Source organism: Nitrospinota bacterium, assembly GCA_035528715.1.
In the GTDB taxonomy this organism is placed as follows: domain Bacteria; phylum JADFOP01; class JADFOP01; order DATKYB01; family DATKYB01; genus DATKYB01.
On record DATKYB010000073.1, the window covers coordinates 1 to 19067 of the forward strand.

The window sequence follows — 19067 nt, forward strand, 5'->3', positions numbered from 1 at the left end:
TTCCCTATGATATAATAGCAATGATATATAAAATTAAATCTTCTTAATACCTTAAAGGATTCTCTGATTTCTTTAATAGTAAAGCCTTTATTCATCGATTCTAGGGTCTTATCCTGTGAGGATTCTATTCCTATAAGAAACGATATAAAGCCCGCCTTATACATCTTCTTGAGAATATCGGGCCTTTTCGCAATGGAGAGCCTGGTATTAATTATATATTTCTTTTTAATCCCTTCTTTGATTAAAAGATCGCATATTCTTTCTACCCAATCCAGGTCTACAGCAAAATTATCGTCTACAAAACCAATGAGCCTAGCCTCTATGGATTTAATCTCTTCTACCACAGACTCCGGTGTTCTACATGACCATCCTCTCTTCTCTCCTAGTGGATTGAAAGAGAAATCACAGAACCTGCAATTGAATGGACACCCCCTGGATGCAGAAATAAGGTCTATTTGTATACCTGTATTAAATTCATCAACTGTAATATTATATTTGTTACGACGGAGTTTCCGATTTGGATAAAGATCGCTCTGTATAGGCTGAAGCTCTCTATTCTTATTGTGGACAATCTTACCGTTTAATTTAAATGATAGACCATCTATATCAGATGATATGCCTTTTTGAACAATTTCTCTTACAATCTCTTCCCCATCCCCTCGGACAATACCATCTATTCTTAGAATATTCTCAAAAAGGTCGTCAACATATCTTGTTGCGTGTCTTCCTCCAACGATAACTGTTATATTTTCGGGTATACTGTTAATGGTAGCTCTTACAAACTCCTCTTCGAGATCCCAATTGTGGCTTACGAGGACCAGATCAGTCTTATCTTCAATAAATGAAGAAAAAGACTCTCTTTCGTACCTCAGGTCAATTATCTTTATACTATCTACCATATTTTCTATGGCATTTGCTATATACTCAAGACCTAAAGGTGGGAAAAAACCTATGGTTTTCAGTTCTTTCTTGTAAGGATATACACATAAAACATTTTTGTATTTCATGATATTTCAGGGTCTTTGCTTACTCAAAGATAAAAAATTTTAAAAATTATGCGCCTTATTTTTTGGGGTGTCAATAAAGAAAAGAATAAGTTATATAAAAAATTTACTGTGGTAAATCTGAGGCTAAAACCATTTTTTTCTTTTAAAATGGATAAACATGGAAAGACCAATAACAAACATAAGGCCTAGAACAATAAAATAACCGCTTTTCCATTCAAGCTCTGGCATATATTTAAAGTTCATCCCATAAATCCCTGCTATAAAAGTCAAGGGAATAAATATCGTTGCAATCATTGTCAATACCTTCATAACTTGATTCAACCTGTTGCTTACACTGGAAAGATAAATATCAAGCATTCCTGAAACCATATCCCTGAATGTCTCGACGGTATCAATCACCTGGATGGTGTGGTCATATACATCTCTCAAGTATATCTGTGTTTTTTCATGAATAATAGAGGATTCTCCCCTTTCAAGAACACTGATAACTTCCCTTAAAGGCCAGACTGATTTGCGCAAGAAAATCATCTCTCTTTTTAAATCATGAATTATCTTTAATGTTTCTGGCGTTGGATTTTTTACCAGCTCCTCCTCTATCCCCTCTATTCTTTCTCCAATCTTTTCCAAAATAATGAAATAACCATCAACAACAGCATCCAGAAGTGCATAGGCAAGATAATCTGCTCCAGCTTTTCTAATCCGTCCTTTACTATTCCTGATTCTTTCTCTGATGGGATGAAAAACATCCCCTTCCAATTCTTGAAATGAAATCACAAAATTTGAACCAACAATCAAACTCACCTGCTCTGTTTTTATTTCATCACTCTTGTCGTCATAATATAACATTTTTAAAACAACAAAGATATGGTCATCAAAATCTTCATACTTAGGGCGCTGACCCGTATTAACAATATCTTCTAAAACAAGAGGGTGTAATTTAAACTCTTTACCGATTTTTTTTATAATCTCAACATCATGAATACCACTTATGTTTATCCAGGTAACTGTTTCGGTATCCTTAAAAGGAAAACATTCCTCAGCTTTTTTTGCTGCTTTTTCCTGAAATTGTGCTTCGTCATAGTCAATGATATCAATCTTTGCCTTTTCAATCCTTTTGTCTCCAATGTGAACAACAGCTCCTGGTGGAAGACCTGTCTTTTTTGATACTCTCTTAAAAAATTTTGGCATGATTCACCTCCTAAAAAATTAAAATTCTGGAATTATTTTTGTGTATCAAAAACATGAATCGCATTAATAAAGAGAGTAGAATTTGGAATAAGAATCTTTTTCCCCTCTGCAAGAAGAGTGGTGTATCTAAGGTCAATTTCAATCACGATTCCCTCAAAACCTGTTACAGAAATACGGTCATTGGGCTGAAAAGGGCGATAGATAAAGATAAGTAACCCCGCAAGAGCATTTGAAAGGACATCCTTGAGAGCAAATCCAAGAGCGAAGCCTGTAAGCCCTAAACCTGCAACCAAGGCAGTTATATTAATACCCATCTTCCCTAGCGCCATTATCAAACCCAAAAGTATTAAAGTACCTTTGGCCAATTTTCCCATCAGATTAAAAACTTCTTTGTTGGTTGGGACGACCATCTCACCGATGCGACTGATTATGATTTTAATAAAAACGCCTGCTGCCCAAAAAAACAAAAAAATAAGTAGTCCCACTATACCTCTCGGTGTAAAAAGTGCAATCTGAGTTACCAGTTGTTGCAGCTCTTTCAATAATTCTTCCATTTTTATCCTTTCTCATAGATTTTTTGACATTATAGACAATTTGCATGAAATCAGTCAACTCTTTCCAATGCCTCCCTTTATGAAAGCAAATCTGTGGAATTTTTATTTTTATAGCTAAGATGAGAATTCATAGAGCAAAAGCTCGCCTTAAAGAGGCATTGAATAGGGAATCTGATTTTTACAAAAGCAGAGATGGAAACCTCAGGTGTGACCGTAAGCAACCAAAATAAAATTAATGATATACTTCCCTTCTCCATCGATAAGGGAGGTCAATGATTGTTCCTGGTGTGCTTATGGTTTTTAAGGCCGCTAAGGCATCAAGTAATACCTTTTTTTGTTGCGCTTTGTTATATGGCTCTCCCAGTGGATGACCAAACGGCCATTTCATAAAGAGGGCTCTGGGAGGCTTTACTTTTTCAGTAATCTCTTTTACAATCGAAATGGAAACCGTACAAATCCCCTTTTCTTCAATGACCCTTTGTATCAGTCCTACAGACTGATTGCAGATCCCTCAGGCAGGGGTGAGAATCACAACATCAACCCCCTCTTCTAATAACTTCTCAGCAATCTCCTTTGAACTCTTTTTTATCAATGAATCCGTATCGTGGATATGTCCCATGAAACTATAATGGTTTTCAGCCACTTCGCCGATAATTCCCTCTTCTTCAAGCTCAGCTAGTCTATCAAGGGGAAGAACAATATTGAGATCTCTCTCAGCATCCTTATGGTCATAATGAGAATGGGAGATGATATAATCTTCAGGTCTAATTAATTTTGGAAGGACTCTATAGCTATAATCTCCCTTCGGGTTTAACAAATCAAAGGGAGGTTGATTCTTTAAATGGACTCCAGCGGTTGTTACCAAGGCAATTTTACATTTATCCAAATCTTTTTTAAAAGGAGTCCACGGCACATCTTCTGACCTTACAATAGGAAACCTATGAACCCATCTCCTTAATAAAAAAGGGAAAAGAGTAAAAATCTTGCTCCAAAACCTGTCACGAAAAATTTTGAGAAACATATCTATCCTTCTGTTGAGTAAACAAAGAAAAAGGGGAATAGAAAAGCTCTCCCCCCCTTTTATAAAAATCTAACAGCACTCTTTCTCAGCATATTTTTCAGGGTCTTTATCAAATGTCTCTTTACAACCCACAGCACAAAAATAGTATGTTTTATCTTTATAGGTACTCGTAGCTGCTGCTTCTTCCTCTTTTACTTCCATTCCGCAAATAGGGTCTATAGCCATAAGATCTTACCTCCTTGATACATATCTTCCTACAAACTTTTGAGCAACGCCCAACAATTCATCCATATCAACAGGCTTTGTTAAAAAATGGGATGCCCCTGCCTCCAGAATTTCTTTTCTCTTACCATTGTCATAAGCACTGATAACCACAATAGGCTGATCTTGATCAATCTTCTTTATTGCGTTTATTGTCTCTTCTCCATCCATTACAGGCATTCTCAGGTCAACGATAATCAAACTATATTTATGAGTTAAAAACTTTTTTAAGGCATCAGAACCATTTTTTGCAACATCTATGCTAAAACCAGCATCCCTAAATACTGTAGACATCACTAGTCTAAAGCTTGAATTATCATCAGCTACGAGAATATCATATTCCATATTAAAATATAAAAATCCTTATTTTGTAGAGGGCTTTATAGATTCTTCGTCGTTGGTTCTTTTTGGGTGCTCTTCATGACCTTTTGCATGGGAATGACCACCACAGCATCCAAATCCCATTCTGTGCATAAGGAAAAAAAGCCCTCCTAATAGTAATAACCAGATTATATTCTCCATCATTTCATCTTTCTTTTTAAATTGGTCCCCTCCTCCTATGCGGAAGAATCAGGATAGGAGGAGGAGACTTTTGATATTAATAAACTGGGCGAATCAAACCTGTGTTTTTGTCTATCTGGAGCTTTTGGACAAGAGAATTATCTTTGGTTACAATCTCACCCTCAAAATATTTGTCCTTCTCAGTAATCTTGCCCACCTTGAGGTTTGGATTTGCTCCGTAGGCCAATCGATTCTCCAAAAAAGACTTTACATTATCCTTTGTGAGTTTTTCACCAGATCCCTGACCTCCCCATGCCCAGCAGGGGTGATCATAACCTCTCGCGCCCCATCCAGGTCCCATTCCATAACCATAACCACCGTGCATCGCTCCAGGTCCCATTCCATAACCATAACCACCATGCATCGCTCCAGAACCCATACCATAACCAGGACCCCTGCCATGTCCTCCTCTGAAACCAGGACCATGGGCCAAAACCAGGCTACTAACCCCAATCACTAACAACAAAGCTAACCCTACTGTTACTACCTTCTTCATTTAACTGCCTCCTTAAATTGAGTGAAAGCTTTTAGAGAATTTCTTATCTCTCTAAAATTAAAACTAACATAGATTAAATTGTCTTCCTACAACACCCCCTTTCTTATAATTAATAGTAAACTTTTTTCACATTACAAGTACTTGCCACTATAATAGAGCAACGGCTGTGCCAAAGGTGATTTCCATTGCTGATATTTTCTAATCCAGACTGTAACTATAAAAAAATTAGTGTGTTAGGATTTTTAAAAAAAATTATTATCAGAATGGTCTTTTAGTGGTTGTAAAAAGACTGCGAAATATTTTTACACTTATTGATGATTTTTAATAAAAAGTGCGAATTTTTTTACAAAGATGGAGAGGAACAAGCAAGAAAGGGGAAATTAAAAGAAGATTTTCAAAGTAGGGTTTCTCTAGATATCGTTTATCGTTAAGACTCTCCCATTTGGGAAATCATCAGATTCTAATAATTTAACAATCTTATCCGCAATCCACTCGGGATTAGGTAATTTTCCTTCTTCAAGTAACCTCACATAACAGTCCTTATCAGGAAAATCTTCCTTTTCTACTTTTCTTATCTGCTCTTGCATTCCCGTATCCATAACACCCGGGTTAAGCGAGATGATTTTTACAGGATATTTTTCCCTCTCCTGCTCAAGACTGATGCAGCTTGTAATCATATCCAATGCCGTCTTAGAGCAGCAATAGGAAGACCAGCCATATATTGGCCTTAGGGCAGCACCTGAGGAAATATTAATAATCCTTTTATCCAGCGGAAAATCTTTGAGGTGTTTTATAAAGAGGTTGGAGAGAACTAAGGGAGCAACGGTATTAACCAAAAAATGGTATTTTACTAATTTTGTATTGTTTTTCCACGAAGGGCCGACAGGCTCGAGAACAGCCGCATTATTTATCAAATAAAAAGATTCAATACTGTCCTTATCTATATGAGAAAATATCTTTTCAATGGTTTCCTCTAGTTTTAAGGTATCGGCTAAATCAATGTTGTATGTCTTTGCCTGAGCCCCTTTAGCCTCAGCAGCCTTCTTGGTTTCCTCTAACTTGCCTCTTGCAATCAAGAAAAGTTTTGTATTGGGATGAGAAAGTCCTCTGGCAAGGGCTTTCCCCAAGCCCCTAGTGGCACCTGATATAATAATGTTTCTCATTGGATTTTTTTAACAAAAGAGGGATTAAGAACCCTTTATGGCTTCAGCAAATTTTGCCCCGAATTCTTCTCCCTTTTTAAGGTCGTCCTTGGTTGGCGAACCAGTAAACTCAAAGGAATCGATTAATTCCCATTTTAGGGGTTCGATAATTTTTTCAAATTCCCTTTGTGCGCCCCCGCTCCATCCAAAACTTCCAAATCGAGCAACCTTTTTATTAATAATCCTCTTTCGGTTAACAATATCCAGAGCATGAGCCATCAAAGGAAAGAGTTTATTCTCGTAAGTTGGTGCTCCAATCATCACCCCTCTTTTTGTCCAGAGTGAAGGGAGAATATAACTCACCGGGGTTCTTGCTACATCAAAGATCTCTAAGGGAACCCCAGCACAAGATATGCCGTGTGCTACAGCATTCATCATCTTTTCAGTATTACCATACATGGAACCATAAATGAGGGTGATACCGGCCTCTCCATCTCCTGTGGAATATTCAGCCCATTTTTTATAGAGATCAATGATTCGTTTTGGATCTTTTCGCCAGATAAGCCCGTGAGAAGGGGCAATGATATCGATCGGAAGCCCCTTTAGCTTCTTAATGGCATTCAGCACCATCTGGCTGAATATCGCTACTATATTAACATAGTAACGAAGCGCCTCTCTCTCATAAAAATAAAAATCAGTGCATTGATCATCAAAGATCCCGCCTCGAAGGGCTCCGTATCCGCCAAAGGCATCGCAGGAGAAAAGAATACGATCGGCTTCTTCATAGGTAACGATTGTTTCTGGCCAGTGCACAAAAGGTGCTGAAAAAAACTTGATTGTCCTCTTACCCAAAGAGAGGGTCTCCCCATCTTCTACAACCTTTACATTTTCAGTTATGCCATAAAACGATTCAAGCATCTCCTTCATCTTCTGCGAACCGAGAATCGTAGCGTTTGGAGCAACACGCCTGAAGGTTCTTACCATCCCAGAATGGTCCGGCTCCAAATGATTCATTACAACATAATCAACCTTAGAAACATCGGTGACCTCATCGATTTGAGCTAAAAATTCATCTGTCTTTAATGATTTTATCAGGTCGATAACGGCCGTTTTTTCATCGTTTATGAGATAAGAGTTATATGAGACCCCTTCATGAACAATCGGCCATAGACCCTCAAAAAGGTCGGTAGTTCTGTCATTAGCTCCTACCCAATAAACATCAGGTTTTATCTTTACTGCTGGCACAATGAGTTCTTCCTCTCAAAAGTTTTACCCAAAAAGATTTACTCCTTGTTCTCTTTTACTTTTAACTCCAACCTGTCTCGAACCTCTTTTAAAATACTGTTCTCTGTTTTCCCATCCGATTTTATAGGTGTCCATTTTTTAGAAAGAAATGACTTTTGTGCCTCAAGATGGCTGCTTATATCGATTTTTATGCCCTCATCAACAGTTTTAAGCTTTATATTTAACTTAATCCTTCTCTTCTCTTTGAAAAAGACATACCAGTCTGTATCTATCACTCCTTTTTCTTTATCAATCAACACAACAGGATATTCTTTAACAGTCAATAACAAAGCCTCAAAGACATCATCCCAGCTTCCCTCAAAGGTCATTGAAGTGGGAAAGGAAACCTCTTTTTTTATTTCAGGCTTCGTACCTCTACAGCCAACAATAAAAATAACAAAAAAAATAAAAATGAAGAATTTCTTATTCTTTATATTTCTTAAAAATGAAAAAATTTTTTATCCCCAATCTCTCTTAAGAAAACCGAAGAATTCTTATCAAATTTTCATTCACTGGCCATGATAAAGAGCGGTTTAGATTCGAAGCTCTTATAATGTGGGCGTAAGCGCTCTGTATCATAATATTTATCAATATCAACGACCTTCTTATAACTCGTCACTACATCAATGGGCGCGTTATCATATCGTCCATTCTTCAATATAACAAGGCGACCATGAACACCTTTAAGGATTAAATCTAAGGCTAGATTACCATAAGCCATCGGTACAATCGAATCAATAGAATCCGGATCGCCAGATCTCACGAGATAGCCTAATCTCTGATTAATAACATTGATTCGTTTATTGTTATTATACTTAGGAGAAAGCTCTTTCAATTTATTGGAGATAAGGTCACCAATGCCACCTAATTTTTTGTGGCCGTAGGCATCTTTTTCTTGACTCTCAAAAACCATCTCAGCACCCTTAAACATAGCTCCTTCTGATACCAGTACCACCGAATACTTACTGGGATTAGTGAAGCGATCTTTAACCATAAGCTCGGTTAAGCGTTCAATATCAAATTTATACTCAGGAATGACACACCGATTAGCCGCACCAGCCATTGTGGGAAGCAGAGCAGTAAAGCCAGCGTAACGACCGAACACCTCAATAACCAGAAATCTCTCAAGGGAACCTGCTGAGGTTCTCAGACGGTGCGTCATCTCAATGGTTCTGGTAACACATGTGCTAAACCCAATACAATAATCTGTTCCTGGCACATCATTATCCATGGTCTTAGGAATAGCGAGAACTCTAACACCTTCCTTATGAAGTCGAGCCCCATAGCTAAGGGTATCATCGCCACCAATAGGGATAAGGTAATCAACACCTAAAAAATCCAGATTTTTTAAGACATCAGGGGTTAGGTCATTTATTCCTTTCGTATATTTATCTCTTAGGTGATGTGGAACATTAATTTTAGGCACATGGCTTGGACGCGTTCGAGAGGTATGCAAAAAAGTCCCACCTGTTCTCCCGACTTTATTAACGAGCTCTTCTGTCAGAACCTGATAATTGCCGGAGTTATCAGCGTCCTTGTCAGGTACAATCTCAATCATACCTCCCCAACCACGATTAATTCCAATGACCTGACAACCTTCTCGTAGAGCGCGAATCGTAACTGCCCGAATCGCTGGATTGAGTCCTGGAACATCACCACCACCAGTTAAAATTGCAATGATTCCCTTTTTCTTGCTAATGTTACTTATGATAATCCTCCTTCTTTAGTTTTTCGTTATCATTTATAATAGAATTAATGGTCTTTTATATAGAGAAAGGTTTGTATATAAGAGCCAACTCGATTAATATAATCACTCGTCCCTCTTTTATCAAATTTAAAATAATCTTACAACAAAAATCTAAATGTGGTAAAATACAGCAAAAAGAAAGAAACCTATCTTATGTTTAATTTAAATAAAATCGGTTAACTTATGAAAAAAATAAAATATAAAACAAGGGAGATTATTGCTTCTCCATCTCAATCTTTAAAAGAAGATCCTCTATCAATAAATTCAACCCTTAAAAAGTTAATTACGTCAGAAAAAATTAAAAAGATGACTATATTAGACGTGGGTTGTGGAAGAGGAAGACTGATGTTTAATATTGCACCCTATGCCAAAAAGGTAGTTGGAATAGATTTATCTAAAAAAGAGATTGATGCAGCTAAGAAATATAAGGCTGCAAATAGTATCAATAATGTTCAGTTTATTCATGGAGATGCGGAGAGGGTGGATTATCTATCTTTAACCAATGAATTGGATATGATCATCTCCAATCTGTGCATGTCAGATATCACTATCAAACGATCATATGATGCTCTACAAAAAAGGCGATGTTTAATTTTTGCAGCATTTCATATCGACCAGTGGAAAGAGACAAAGAAAATATCACCATTTTCTTATGATGAGGATCATATGAAAAAGGTCCTTTTCGATACTGGTTTTGAAATAGAACATATAACCGTTGAAAAGGAGATTGTAAAATTTAAAAATCTCAAAGATGCATTAGATTTCTTCCAGAAAAACAAAAAAATGATGGAAAAATTCAAAACGGATGAACGCTGGCAGAATATGATGGGATATCTCCAAGAGGGAGGAAGATCATTCACATATAAGAGCCATTTCATCATTAAGGCTAGAAAATAGCCTCTTTCTTTATTGCTGGGTATCTCTATGTCCAGATATCTTTTGGGGCTAAAAAAAAATCAGAAATATTATCCAAGCCTTGCAGGGAATAAAGCTTTCTATCTCAATTCTCTTGTAGATATGGGGTATGAGGTTTCCCCATTCTTTTGTATTACAACCCAAGCTTATTTAGACTTTTTAAAAGAAACAGGTCTTTTAACCCACGTAAAGAAATTCTATGCTGGCCATCTCCATACAGAGGAGATACAATATTTCCTTTCTATTGCTAAAGAATTAAGATATTCCATCCTTTCTCAATCCTTTCCTCCAACAATTGAAAGAGACATACTGGATGGTCTTAAAGAATTCAAGAATAAAACGAGAAATGATATCTCTCTCGCTATCAGGTCTTCAGCTATACAAGAAGATACCTCAACCATTTCTATGGCCGGTCAATTAAAGACCTTCCTCAATGTATCAGTAAATTCTGAAAGAGAGATAATAGAGAAGATTAAAGAATGCTGGGCCTCCCTTTGGAAAGAACAGGTTATTAAATACCTGATCATAAGACAAGAAATCAATAAAGGAATCCCTTCTATGGGGGTTATCATACAGGAAATGATTGAATCAGAGATTTCAGGGGTCATGTTCACGTTTAATCCTGTAACACATGCCGAAGAAATCATTATCGAAGGGGTATGGGGTCTCGGTCTCCCATTGGTGAAAGGCAAGGTCAATCCTGATAGCTTTACTTTAGATAAAAAAGGTCCCTCCATTGAGATAAATTCCTCTGGGAAACAGCAATTCATGACATATAGAGATAAGGAGGGATCCCTTAGGGAGATCCCTGTTCCGCTGGAAAAAAGGAAAGAGAAGGTCTTAAGCGTATCCCAACTGAGAACATTGTCTCAGATGGCTATACAAATTGAGGAACATTTTAAATCTCCTCAGAATATTGAGTGGGCATTGAAAGAGGATCGATTTTATTTCCTCCAGACAAGACCCCTCACCATAATGATGAATATATCTGAACAAGAGTCAATAGCCATTGAGAGCCAGAGAGAAAAAAAAGAACCTACAAAAGAGAAAAGAGAGGATATTGAGAAGATATGGACAAGACATTTTTTTGATGAAAGATTCCCTAAACCAATCTCCCCTTTAAGCTGGTCTATCTTAAAAGAACTTTTAGAAAGAAGGGCTTTTGTTGATCCTCTTAAGTATCAAGGTTTTTATGATGCCCATCGATACAAAATAACTGAACTTTTTTATGGACGTCCCTATACAAACCTCAAGGTCTTTTATAAGCTCTTTTACTACTATCCATCATTTCTTATCTCAAAGGATACAGAAAGGTTTTTCCCTTCAAAGGAATACCTTCCATATAACGACAGAAGATTCCCATGGTTAAACATAGACTTCGTCTTTTCTTCCGTAAAGACCCTAGCAAAAGACCACAACTGGATCATACCGATTCATTTCAAAAAATGGGATTCATTTCTTGAAGAATATATAAAAACTCTCAAAGAACTTAAAGCTATCAACCTCTCTGATCTCTCTCATAAAGACCTTTTCTCTAACTTTACAAAAACAAGGGTCCTGGTTAGTGAGTTCTTAAAGATTCATCGATGGAGCATCACCTATGCAGATATTCTTTATCATCTTTCCCTTCATCTCATAAAAAAGCGGGGGCTGGAAGAAAACCTGCTCCGCACCACCCTTTTTCAACTCTCTGATAAAAAGAATATGACGATAGAAATAGACAGAGAGATAAAAGAACTGGCAGAAATCGTATTATCGTCTGACATTCTCAAACATTTTTTTATCGAATATGAACCTCAAGTTCTCTTAAAAAAACTGAGTGAAGTTGGAGAAAGTCAAAATTTCCTCAAAAGATTTAGAAATTTCTTGGATAGGTATGGTCACAGGTCAAACAGCCTAGATATCTTTTATCCTACATGGAAAGAGGATCAGGGATATGTTATTGGTATAATAAAAAAATTAATAGTGACAAACAGAAAAGAAAAGAAACCGTATAATGAAAAAATTGATATTTCTAATAAAAAAGAGCTAAAAAATCGCCTTTCTTTTAGTTTTTTTGATAAAATATTTCCTCTTCGTTTCATCTTATTTAAAAAACTGATTAACTGGACCCAGACATTCATCCTTCTCAGAGAAAACCAGCGCTTTTATTGGCAAATGTCCATGGCTTATATGAGAAAGATCGTTCTCGAAATGGAAAGACGCCTTTCTTTGGAAGACAAAGGTATTGACAAACCGAATGATATCTTCTTTCTTAAGATTCAGGAAATCTATGAGCTCCTTATGGGAGAGGGAAAAAAGGAAGATTTTAGCGATGTGATTATGAGAAGAAGATCAGAGTGGTCTCAAAACAAATCTATTGATGCCCCATCACTTATTATACTAGAAGAGGGCAAAGAAAGAGAATTCTCTGTTGAGGTAGGTGAAAAAGACATACTTAAAGGAATGGGGGTTAGTTCGGGAAAGGCTACAGGCAACGCACGTGTTCTCAGAGATTTAAAAGATTACAGCGAATTAAAAGAGGGGGATATACTGGTTACATTGAGTATTGACCCTGGGTGGATTCATATTCTTTCGATGGTCTCCGGGCTGGTTCTGGAGGTTGGCGGATTATTGTCTCACGCTTCAATCATAGCCAGAGAGCTTGGAATCCCTTCGGTTGTAAACATTGATAAGGCAACCCAGAGGATATCTACTGGGCAAAAGATTTCTATAAATGGAAAAGAAGGATTGGTAGAGTTTCTGAAATGAATCTCTTAAATAGATTGGACAGTTCTCATTTTTTAGGTTTTAGGATTTGGGAATTTTCTTTCAAAAGCCTATTAAGAGAATATGGCCCTTTATTTACAAGAAAGATTCTCTTAAAACATCCTCTTAAATCATTTCATGGTTTTGTTTCTTATGGAAGAATAAGACAAAAATTATCAGAGAGGGAAACAATAGACTTCTTAAATGGATCCAAAAAGGCCTTTTTAAACAATCTTATAGAAAAGAATCAAAGGATACTTGTTGCTGCGGGATATTGCCAGAAGCCCATAAAAAATAATGAAAGCTCTAAAGGGTGTCCCTCTGGACAGTTTAATCATGACTGCCTCTATCTATCTCGCCTTGATTTGAAAAGCAGTAAAGAAGATTATCCTGACCCTGTTTGCAAAACCTGCGATATAGGTGTTTTGGGTAAAAAGGCACTTCATGCAGGTGGATACATACATATTATGACCTCAGCCAAGGATATTATTTATGACATATTCTTGCCATCAATCACCCAAAAGAGATTCAAAAATGCCATTTTTTTGCTCTGTCCTTATTCAGCAGAAGCAATTATTCTTCCCCTGATGATATGTGATATCAAGAGCATACTGGTTAAATACAGAGAAGGTCAATGCAACGACTTTGAAGACTTCACACTTGCTGATAAAGGGTCAAAAAGAGAAAGGACATTTGTGGATAAAAGCGCCCTAGACGAAATTAATAATATGCTTGATTATATAAGCTCCTTTTATGAAAGAAAATCCTCTCCCCAATATACAAGATTTGAAATGATCGGTAATGTATTTGTCCCTAAAAACTAAGACTTTATTAGAAAGCAAAAGACCCCTTTAATAAAAAGGGGTCTTTTAAAGCTTCTATAATATTTAACTTTTTATTTATTTTCTGCAGTCTGGACAGAATCTCATGTAAGCTGGTGTTCCTGCGTCTACGTCGCCACAACCTTCCTTGGCCTGCAGTTCTGAAGTCACATCTTTGTAAGTGTACTCCTTACCACACTTTTCACAGTTGTTGGTGATTTCCTCAGCCATCTTTCTTCTCCTTTCTTAATAGAAATTTAATAATTATCATTAATTAATATATAATCAAGAAAGGATATCGTCAAGTCTTTCTATTTTTTTTCGGATCAGAAGCTAAAAAAATCCGGTTTTTTTAAATACTTATCTCTCATCAATCGGAATATATTTGGCCTCCATCTCTCCTTGGTAAAGGCCTCTCGGCCTGAAGATACGATTTTGTGGGAGATACTCCAGTACCCTGGCAGCCCAACCCGCAATCCTGCTCACAGCAAAAATAGGCGTAAACATAGCATATTCAATGCCAAAGGAATAGTAAATCGTCCCAGAGTAAAAATCGACATTCGGGAATATCCCCTTGGATGAATAGGCAGCCAAAACCTGCTCTTCAACGATGATGGCAATATCATAAAGTTTCTTCTGACCCTTCATCTCTGTTACCTTCTGAGAATACTGCCTAAAAATCCTTGCCCTTGGGTCATATGCCTTATAGACCCTGTGTCCAAAACCCATTATCTTTTTCTTGTTTGCAATGGCATCTTTAATATACGCCTCTGCATTCTCTGGCTCCCCTATCTCCAACAGCATCTTCATTACCTCCTCATTAGCCCCCCCGTGCAAGGGTCCCTTCAAGCTCCCTACACCAGCTGCAATAGCAGAATACATATCAGATAATGAAGAGATGACTGACATACAGGAAAAGGTAGAGACGTTCATACCATGGTCTGCGTGAAGAATCATGGATACATCCATGACCTTTTCGAGATATTCGTCCGGCTTCTCTCCTGTAGCCATATAGAGAAAGTTTGCTGTATGTTCTAAGCTGTTATCAGGATCTAAGGGCTCTTCTCCTCTTCTTATTCTTGCAACAGCCGCTGCAATTGTTGCTACCTGGGCAACCAGCTTTATCCCTGCCTCTGTATAATCAGCAAGCTCTCTGCTGTCCGCTTTTTTATCATAGCAGCCTATCGCTGAAACACCTGTTCTGAGGGCGGACATGGGATGGGTATCCTTGGGAAGCTTCTTGAGGATGTCAATAACCTCCTTGGGAATGGGGCGATAGCTTTTCAGCTTCTCCTTAAAGTCATCCAGCTCTTTTCTTGTGGGAAGCTTGCCAAACAGGAGAAGGTATGTTGTCTCTTCATAGCTGGAATGCTCTGCAAGGTCTTCAATCGTATAGCCTCGATAAATAAGCCTTCCCTTCTGGCCATCTACATGACCCATCTTTGTTTCACAAGCAATCACTCCCTCTAATCCCTTTGCAAACTCGGCCTGACCGTAAAACTTTTGTTCTTTTTGCATTTTTCCTCCTCCTCTATTTTGCCTATTTAATTAATAAATTCATTATTGGACTAAGATATAGAATAGATAAGCCCTTTTGAATTGTATAAAATCTATTGTATACAAGATGTGTCTGCTATTTGTCAACCTTTTTTTTAAAAAATGCCCTAAGTATTACAAGAAACAAACCTCCTATCAGAATAAGTCCAAAAATGGCATATTTTCCCCCAGCAGAAAATAACATTATGGTCAATGAGATAAAGATATAAGCCCCGACTGCTGACATAATCAGACGAAACATCCACTTGATTTTCTTTACCAGGTCTTCCCTCAAGATGGTATCTCCCTTATAATGGCGCCCCCGAAAGGATTTGAACCTTCGCACAGGGATCCGGAGTCCCTTGCTCTATCCAGCTGAGCTACGGGGGCATTAAAATTGAATATTAAATTGTAGATTAAATCTTTTATTTTGACAACTATTTTAGTCACACTTATAATCATTGAACATTTTTCATTTAAGGGGGAGCTATCATAATGGAATTAAAAGGCAGCAGAACCGAAAAGAATCTCCTTGCAGCCTTTGCAGGAGAATCCCAGGCAAGGAATCGCTACACCTACTTTTCCAGTGTTGCAAAAAAAGAGGGCTTTGAGCAAATTGCAGCCATATTTCTTGAGACCGCTGAAAATGAAAGAGAGCATGCCAAAAGATTTTTTAAGTTTTTAGAAGGAGGAAAAATTGAGATTACCGCCTCTTATCCTGCTGGAGTGATAGGTAACACCAAAACCAATCTTCTCGCATCAGCAGAGGGGGAAAAGGAGGAATGGGGTATTCTCTATCCTGAGGCCTCAAAAATAGCCAAAGAAGAGGGTTTTGATGAAATCGCCCAACTCTACAAAAAGATTGCTGAGGTAGAGGAAAAGCATGAGAAGAGATACAGAAAGCTTCTTAAAAATATCATCGATGGAACTGTTTTTAAAAAAGATGAGGTAGTTAAGTGGAAATGTCGAAATTGCGGATATGTTCATGAAGGGATGGAAGCCCTTGAATTATGCCCTGCCTGTGTTCATCCGCAGGCACACTATGAACTCTTCTGCGAAAATTATTAAAAAAAGAAAAGTTTTTAAATCAGACCAACCGATTTCCTTGAATTACAACCCGAGAAAATGAATGGCCAGGCCGCAGAAACAGATGACAACACCAGCGAATGCATGAGTATATTTTTCTACGTGTGCCAAAGGGAGAAGATTCATACCTAAGGTTGAGACGAAAACAATACTCAGCATGGTAACAATAGTCACTCCACCAAAGACACTTATTACCAGAACCAAGCCCAGAAGGCTTTCTTTTGCTGCAGGATACATCAGTAGAGGGATTAACGGTTCACAAGGACCCAAAACAAAGATGATAAAGAGAACCCAGGGCGTAAGATTCAAAGCCCCCTCTTTTTCATGGATGTGCACGTGTTCTTTGGTATGGATATGTTTGTGTATATGAATGAGCCCATCTTTATGGGCATGCAAATGTTCATGCGGCCGACTTTTCACACCCCTGCGTAATCCCCATACAAAATAGACAAGTCCAAAAGCGATAAGAAACCAGGCTGCAAGGTTGCCACGAAAAGATTCCATTCCTTCCAGTTTAGTGAGAGCGATGCCCAAAGCCACCCCCATCATGCCCAGTAAAACAGAGCCTGCAATATGTCCTATACCACAGAGAAATGTTATCCATGATGTTTTGAAAAGTGACCATTTCCTTGCCCGAGCCATCACAATAAAGGGAAGATAGTGATCAGGTCCAAGCAATGTGTGAAAGAAGCCTATAGAAGCAGCAGTGATCGTGAGAATTATCAATTCTTGTAACATGATGTTAAACTGTATAAAGTTGAATATTTGAATTGTTTATATGTTAGCAGATAAAGCAAATTATGCAAGATTATCTGAAAGAGGTTAAAACAGCAGGGATTAAGAAAATTCGATTTTTTTCAAATATTTCATGTGCTATATTTATAATATTAAGTTGAAATTATATTGATAGAGGTATGCATGCCCAGCATTGAACAATTACAAAAAATTGCTAATCGTCTACGCATCCATTCGCTTCGAATGACCACAAAGGCAGGTTCAGGACATCCCACAACATGCCTTTCCATGGCAGAACTGATGGCATGTCTTTTTTTTGATGAAATGCAATACGATATCAAAAATCCTTACGGTTTTAATAATGATGAGTTTGTCTTATCTAAGGGTCACGCTGCTCCCATACTATGGGCATGCTATGCTGAAGCAGGTATTATTGAGGAAGAGAAATTAATGAATTTAAGAAGGATAACAAGCACTCTCGAAGGGCACCCTACTCCGCTCATGCCATGGGTCAAGGCAGCCACAGGCTCATTAGGACAGGGACTGAGCATTGGGGCTGGGCTAGCGTGTGCAGCTAAAATGGATCATTCAGGGAGTCGTGTCTATGTTTTGCTCGGGGATGGTGAGTGTGCAGAGGGGAATGTCTGGGAGGCGGCAAACACAGCTTTTTATTACCTTCTGGATAACCTCTGCGTCATTGTGGACGTTAACAGGCTTGGGCAATCAAGAGAAACGCTTCACGGCCACGATATTGACTCCTATATAAAGAAATTTGAGGCTTTTGGATGGAATGCTATCGGGATTGATGGCCATTCAATTCCACAAATACTTTGTGCTTTGAGGAATGCTCGTAAAAACAAAAAACCTACGGCTATCGTTGCAAAAACGTTTAAAGGTTACGGTGTTACATTTCTCAAAGACAAAGAGGGATGGCACGGAAAGGCTCTTCAACCGGACCAGCTAGAAAAGGCGCTGGATGAGCTCGGACCAATGCCCAAGATCAACGCAAAATCCTTTGTTAAAAAACCCCGGCCAAAAAAACAGAAAAAGCTCAAGCAGGTATTTGTATTACCGAAAAAGACCTATCCATTGAATACGCTATTCACCACACGTGAAGCATACGGTCATGCACTCCTCGCTCTTGGAAAGATTAACCATGCCGTGGTTTCAATTGACGGAGATGTAAAAAACTCTAGCTATGCTGAAGAGTTCTTTAAAAAATATCCTGGTCGCTCTTTTCAAAGCTTTATCGCTGAACAGAATATGGTAGGCATGGGAATCGGGCTTTCAGCAAGGGGTTACATACCCTTTATTGCAACCTTTGCATGCTTTCTGTCCCGTGCTCATGATCAGATAAGAATGGCCGCCTATTCACGGACAAATACTAAATTTGTCGGTTCTCATGTTGGAGTAAGTATCGGCGAAGATGGTCCTTCCCAGATGGGATTAGAAGACCTTGCAATGTTCAGAACTATCCCTGACTGTTTGATTCTCTATCCATCTGATGCATATTCAACCAGGGCATGTGTGGAAATCATGGCTAAGCAGAAGGGGATTTCTTATCTTCGAACAACAAGACCAAAAACACCTATTATTTATAAAAAAAGCGATACGTTTAGAATCGGTGGGTCAAAAGTTATCAGAAAAAGCAAAAAGGATACGGTCACAATTATTGCAGCCGGCATAACTGTTCATAATTCACTGAAGGCATATGAAGAACTCAAAAAAGATGGTATATTTATAAGGATTGTCGATGCATATTCAATTAAACCTATCGATAAAAGAGGTATCATAAATTCCTTAATCGAAACAAAAAATAATGTCATTGTAGTAGAAGACCATTTTGAACGGGGGGGCTTGGGTGATGAAGTGAAATCTATATTACCCTTAACTGCAAAAATGATTCATCTCTGCATAAGAAAGCTTCCGCGCTCGGGAAAACCAGAAGAGCTCATGGACAGGTAC

At 38.0% G+C, this 19067-nt stretch carries 22 protein-coding genes and 1 tRNA gene; 5 read left to right on the top strand and 18 right to left on the bottom strand.

Going from position 1 to position 19067, the window contains the following annotated elements:
* The 13 genes from VMW81_05725 to VMW81_05785 form a co-directional block, all read right to left on the bottom strand.
* Positions 1–1007, bottom strand: a 1007-nt coding sequence (locus VMW81_05725; GenBank protein ID HUU50436.1) for a radical SAM protein, incomplete at its 3' end; no start/stop codon positions are given.
* Between the two features lie 123 nt (positions 1008–1130).
* Positions 1131–2195, bottom strand: coding sequence for a magnesium/cobalt transporter CorA (gene corA / locus VMW81_05730; protein ID HUU50437.1), 1065 nt, complete (start codon positions 2193–2195; stop codon positions 1131–1133).
* A 32-nt stretch (positions 2196–2227) separates the two neighbouring features.
* Complete coding sequence (locus tag VMW81_05735; GenBank protein ID HUU50438.1) at positions 2228–2749, bottom strand: mechanosensitive ion channel domain-containing protein; 522 nt, start codon at positions 2747–2749, stop codon at positions 2228–2230.
* Positions 2750–2981: 232 nt separating this feature from the next.
* The gene (locus VMW81_05740; GenBank protein ID HUU50439.1) at positions 2982–3137 is read right to left on the bottom strand and encodes a hypothetical protein; all 156 of its coding nucleotides are present in this window, start codon (positions 3135–3137) and stop codon (positions 2982–2984) included.
* 123 nt (positions 3138–3260) lie between these two features.
* Complete coding sequence (locus VMW81_05745; GenBank protein ID HUU50440.1) at positions 3261–3770, bottom strand: glycine/betaine/sarcosine/D-proline family reductase selenoprotein B; 510 nt, start codon at positions 3768–3770, stop codon at positions 3261–3263.
* 69 nt (positions 3771–3839) lie between these two features.
* Positions 3840–3995, bottom strand: a complete 156-nt coding sequence (locus VMW81_05750; protein HUU50441.1) for a YHS domain-containing protein — start codon at positions 3993–3995, stop codon at positions 3840–3842.
* Between the two features lie 6 nt (positions 3996–4001).
* Positions 4002–4376, bottom strand: a complete 375-nt coding sequence (locus VMW81_05755; GenBank protein HUU50442.1) for a response regulator — start codon at positions 4374–4376, stop codon at positions 4002–4004.
* A gap of 18 nt (positions 4377–4394) precedes the next feature.
* Positions 4395–4556, bottom strand: coding sequence for a hypothetical protein (locus VMW81_05760; protein ID HUU50443.1), 162 nt, complete (start codon positions 4554–4556; stop codon positions 4395–4397).
* Positions 4557–4629: 73 nt separating this feature from the next.
* Positions 4630–5088, bottom strand: coding sequence for a hypothetical protein (locus VMW81_05765; protein HUU50444.1), 459 nt, complete (start codon positions 5086–5088; stop codon positions 4630–4632).
* Between the two features lie 410 nt (positions 5089–5498).
* Complete coding sequence (locus tag VMW81_05770) at positions 5499–6251, bottom strand: (S)-benzoin forming benzil reductase (protein ID HUU50445.1); 753 nt, start codon at positions 6249–6251, stop codon at positions 5499–5501.
* Between the two features lie 24 nt (positions 6252–6275).
* The gene (locus VMW81_05775) at positions 6276–7475 is read right to left on the bottom strand and encodes an FprA family A-type flavoprotein (protein ID HUU50446.1); all 1200 of its coding nucleotides are present in this window, start codon (positions 7473–7475) and stop codon (positions 6276–6278) included.
* 38 nt (positions 7476–7513) lie between these two features.
* The gene (locus VMW81_05780; protein ID HUU50447.1) at positions 7514–7843 is read right to left on the bottom strand and encodes a DUF3576 domain-containing protein; all 330 of its coding nucleotides are present in this window, start codon (positions 7841–7843) and stop codon (positions 7514–7516) included.
* A 176-nt stretch (positions 7844–8019) separates the two neighbouring features.
* Complete coding sequence (locus tag VMW81_05785) at positions 8020–9222, bottom strand: 6-phosphofructokinase (GenBank protein ID HUU50448.1); 1203 nt, start codon at positions 9220–9222, stop codon at positions 8020–8022.
* A gap of 222 nt (positions 9223–9444) precedes the next feature.
* On the opposite strand from VMW81_05785, the gene VMW81_05790 reads away from it, so the two are divergent.
* From VMW81_05790 to VMW81_05800, 3 genes are read left to right on the top strand one after another with little or no spacing between them, the layout of a single operon-like run.
* Complete coding sequence (locus VMW81_05790; GenBank protein HUU50449.1) at positions 9445–10158, top strand: class I SAM-dependent methyltransferase; 714 nt, start codon at positions 9445–9447, stop codon at positions 10156–10158.
* Between the two features lie 27 nt (positions 10159–10185).
* On the top strand, positions 10186–12927 hold the full coding sequence (locus VMW81_05795; protein HUU50450.1) for a PEP/pyruvate-binding domain-containing protein: 2742 nt from the start codon (positions 10186–10188) through the stop codon (positions 12925–12927).
* Positions 12924–13748, top strand: a complete 825-nt coding sequence (locus VMW81_05800) for a hypothetical protein (protein HUU50451.1) — start codon at positions 12924–12926, stop codon at positions 13746–13748. Before VMW81_05795 ends, VMW81_05800 begins: the two co-directional genes overlap by 4 nt.
* A 75-nt stretch (positions 13749–13823) precedes the next feature.
* Here the strand turns inward: VMW81_05800 and VMW81_05805 are convergent, their stop codons facing one another.
* The 4 genes from VMW81_05805 to VMW81_05820 all read right to left on the bottom strand — a co-directional run bounded on the left by VMW81_05805 (position 13824) and on the right by VMW81_05820 (position 15671).
* A complete protein-coding gene (locus VMW81_05805) occupies positions 13824–13976 on the bottom strand; it encodes a hypothetical protein (GenBank protein ID HUU50452.1) in 153 nt (50 codons plus the stop codon).
* Between the two features lie 129 nt (positions 13977–14105).
* Positions 14106–15263, bottom strand: coding sequence for a citrate synthase/methylcitrate synthase (locus VMW81_05810; protein HUU50453.1), 1158 nt, complete (start codon positions 15261–15263; stop codon positions 14106–14108).
* Between the two features lie 115 nt (positions 15264–15378).
* A complete protein-coding gene (locus VMW81_05815) occupies positions 15379–15576 on the bottom strand; it encodes a hypothetical protein (protein ID HUU50454.1) in 198 nt (65 codons plus the stop codon).
* A gap of 19 nt (positions 15577–15595) precedes the next feature.
* Positions 15596–15671: transfer RNA gene (locus VMW81_05820), tRNA-Arg, on the bottom strand.
* 105 nt (positions 15672–15776) lie between these two features.
* Between VMW81_05820 and VMW81_05825 the strand changes: the two genes are divergently transcribed.
* Entirely contained in the window at positions 15777–16349 is a 573-nt protein-coding gene (locus VMW81_05825) for a rubrerythrin family protein (protein ID HUU50455.1), read from the top strand.
* 42 nt (positions 16350–16391) lie between these two features.
* Here VMW81_05825 and VMW81_05830 read toward each other — a convergent pair whose 3' ends face one another.
* Positions 16392–17105: a hypothetical protein gene (locus tag VMW81_05830; protein HUU50456.1), complete on the bottom strand. Its 714-nt coding sequence runs from the start codon at positions 17103–17105 to the stop codon at positions 16392–16394.
* 180 nt (positions 17106–17285) lie between these two features.
* On the opposite strand from VMW81_05830, the gene VMW81_05835 reads away from it, so the two are divergent.
* Positions 17286–19067, top strand: a 1782-nt coding sequence (locus tag VMW81_05835; protein HUU50457.1) for a transketolase, incomplete at its 3' end; no start/stop codon positions are given.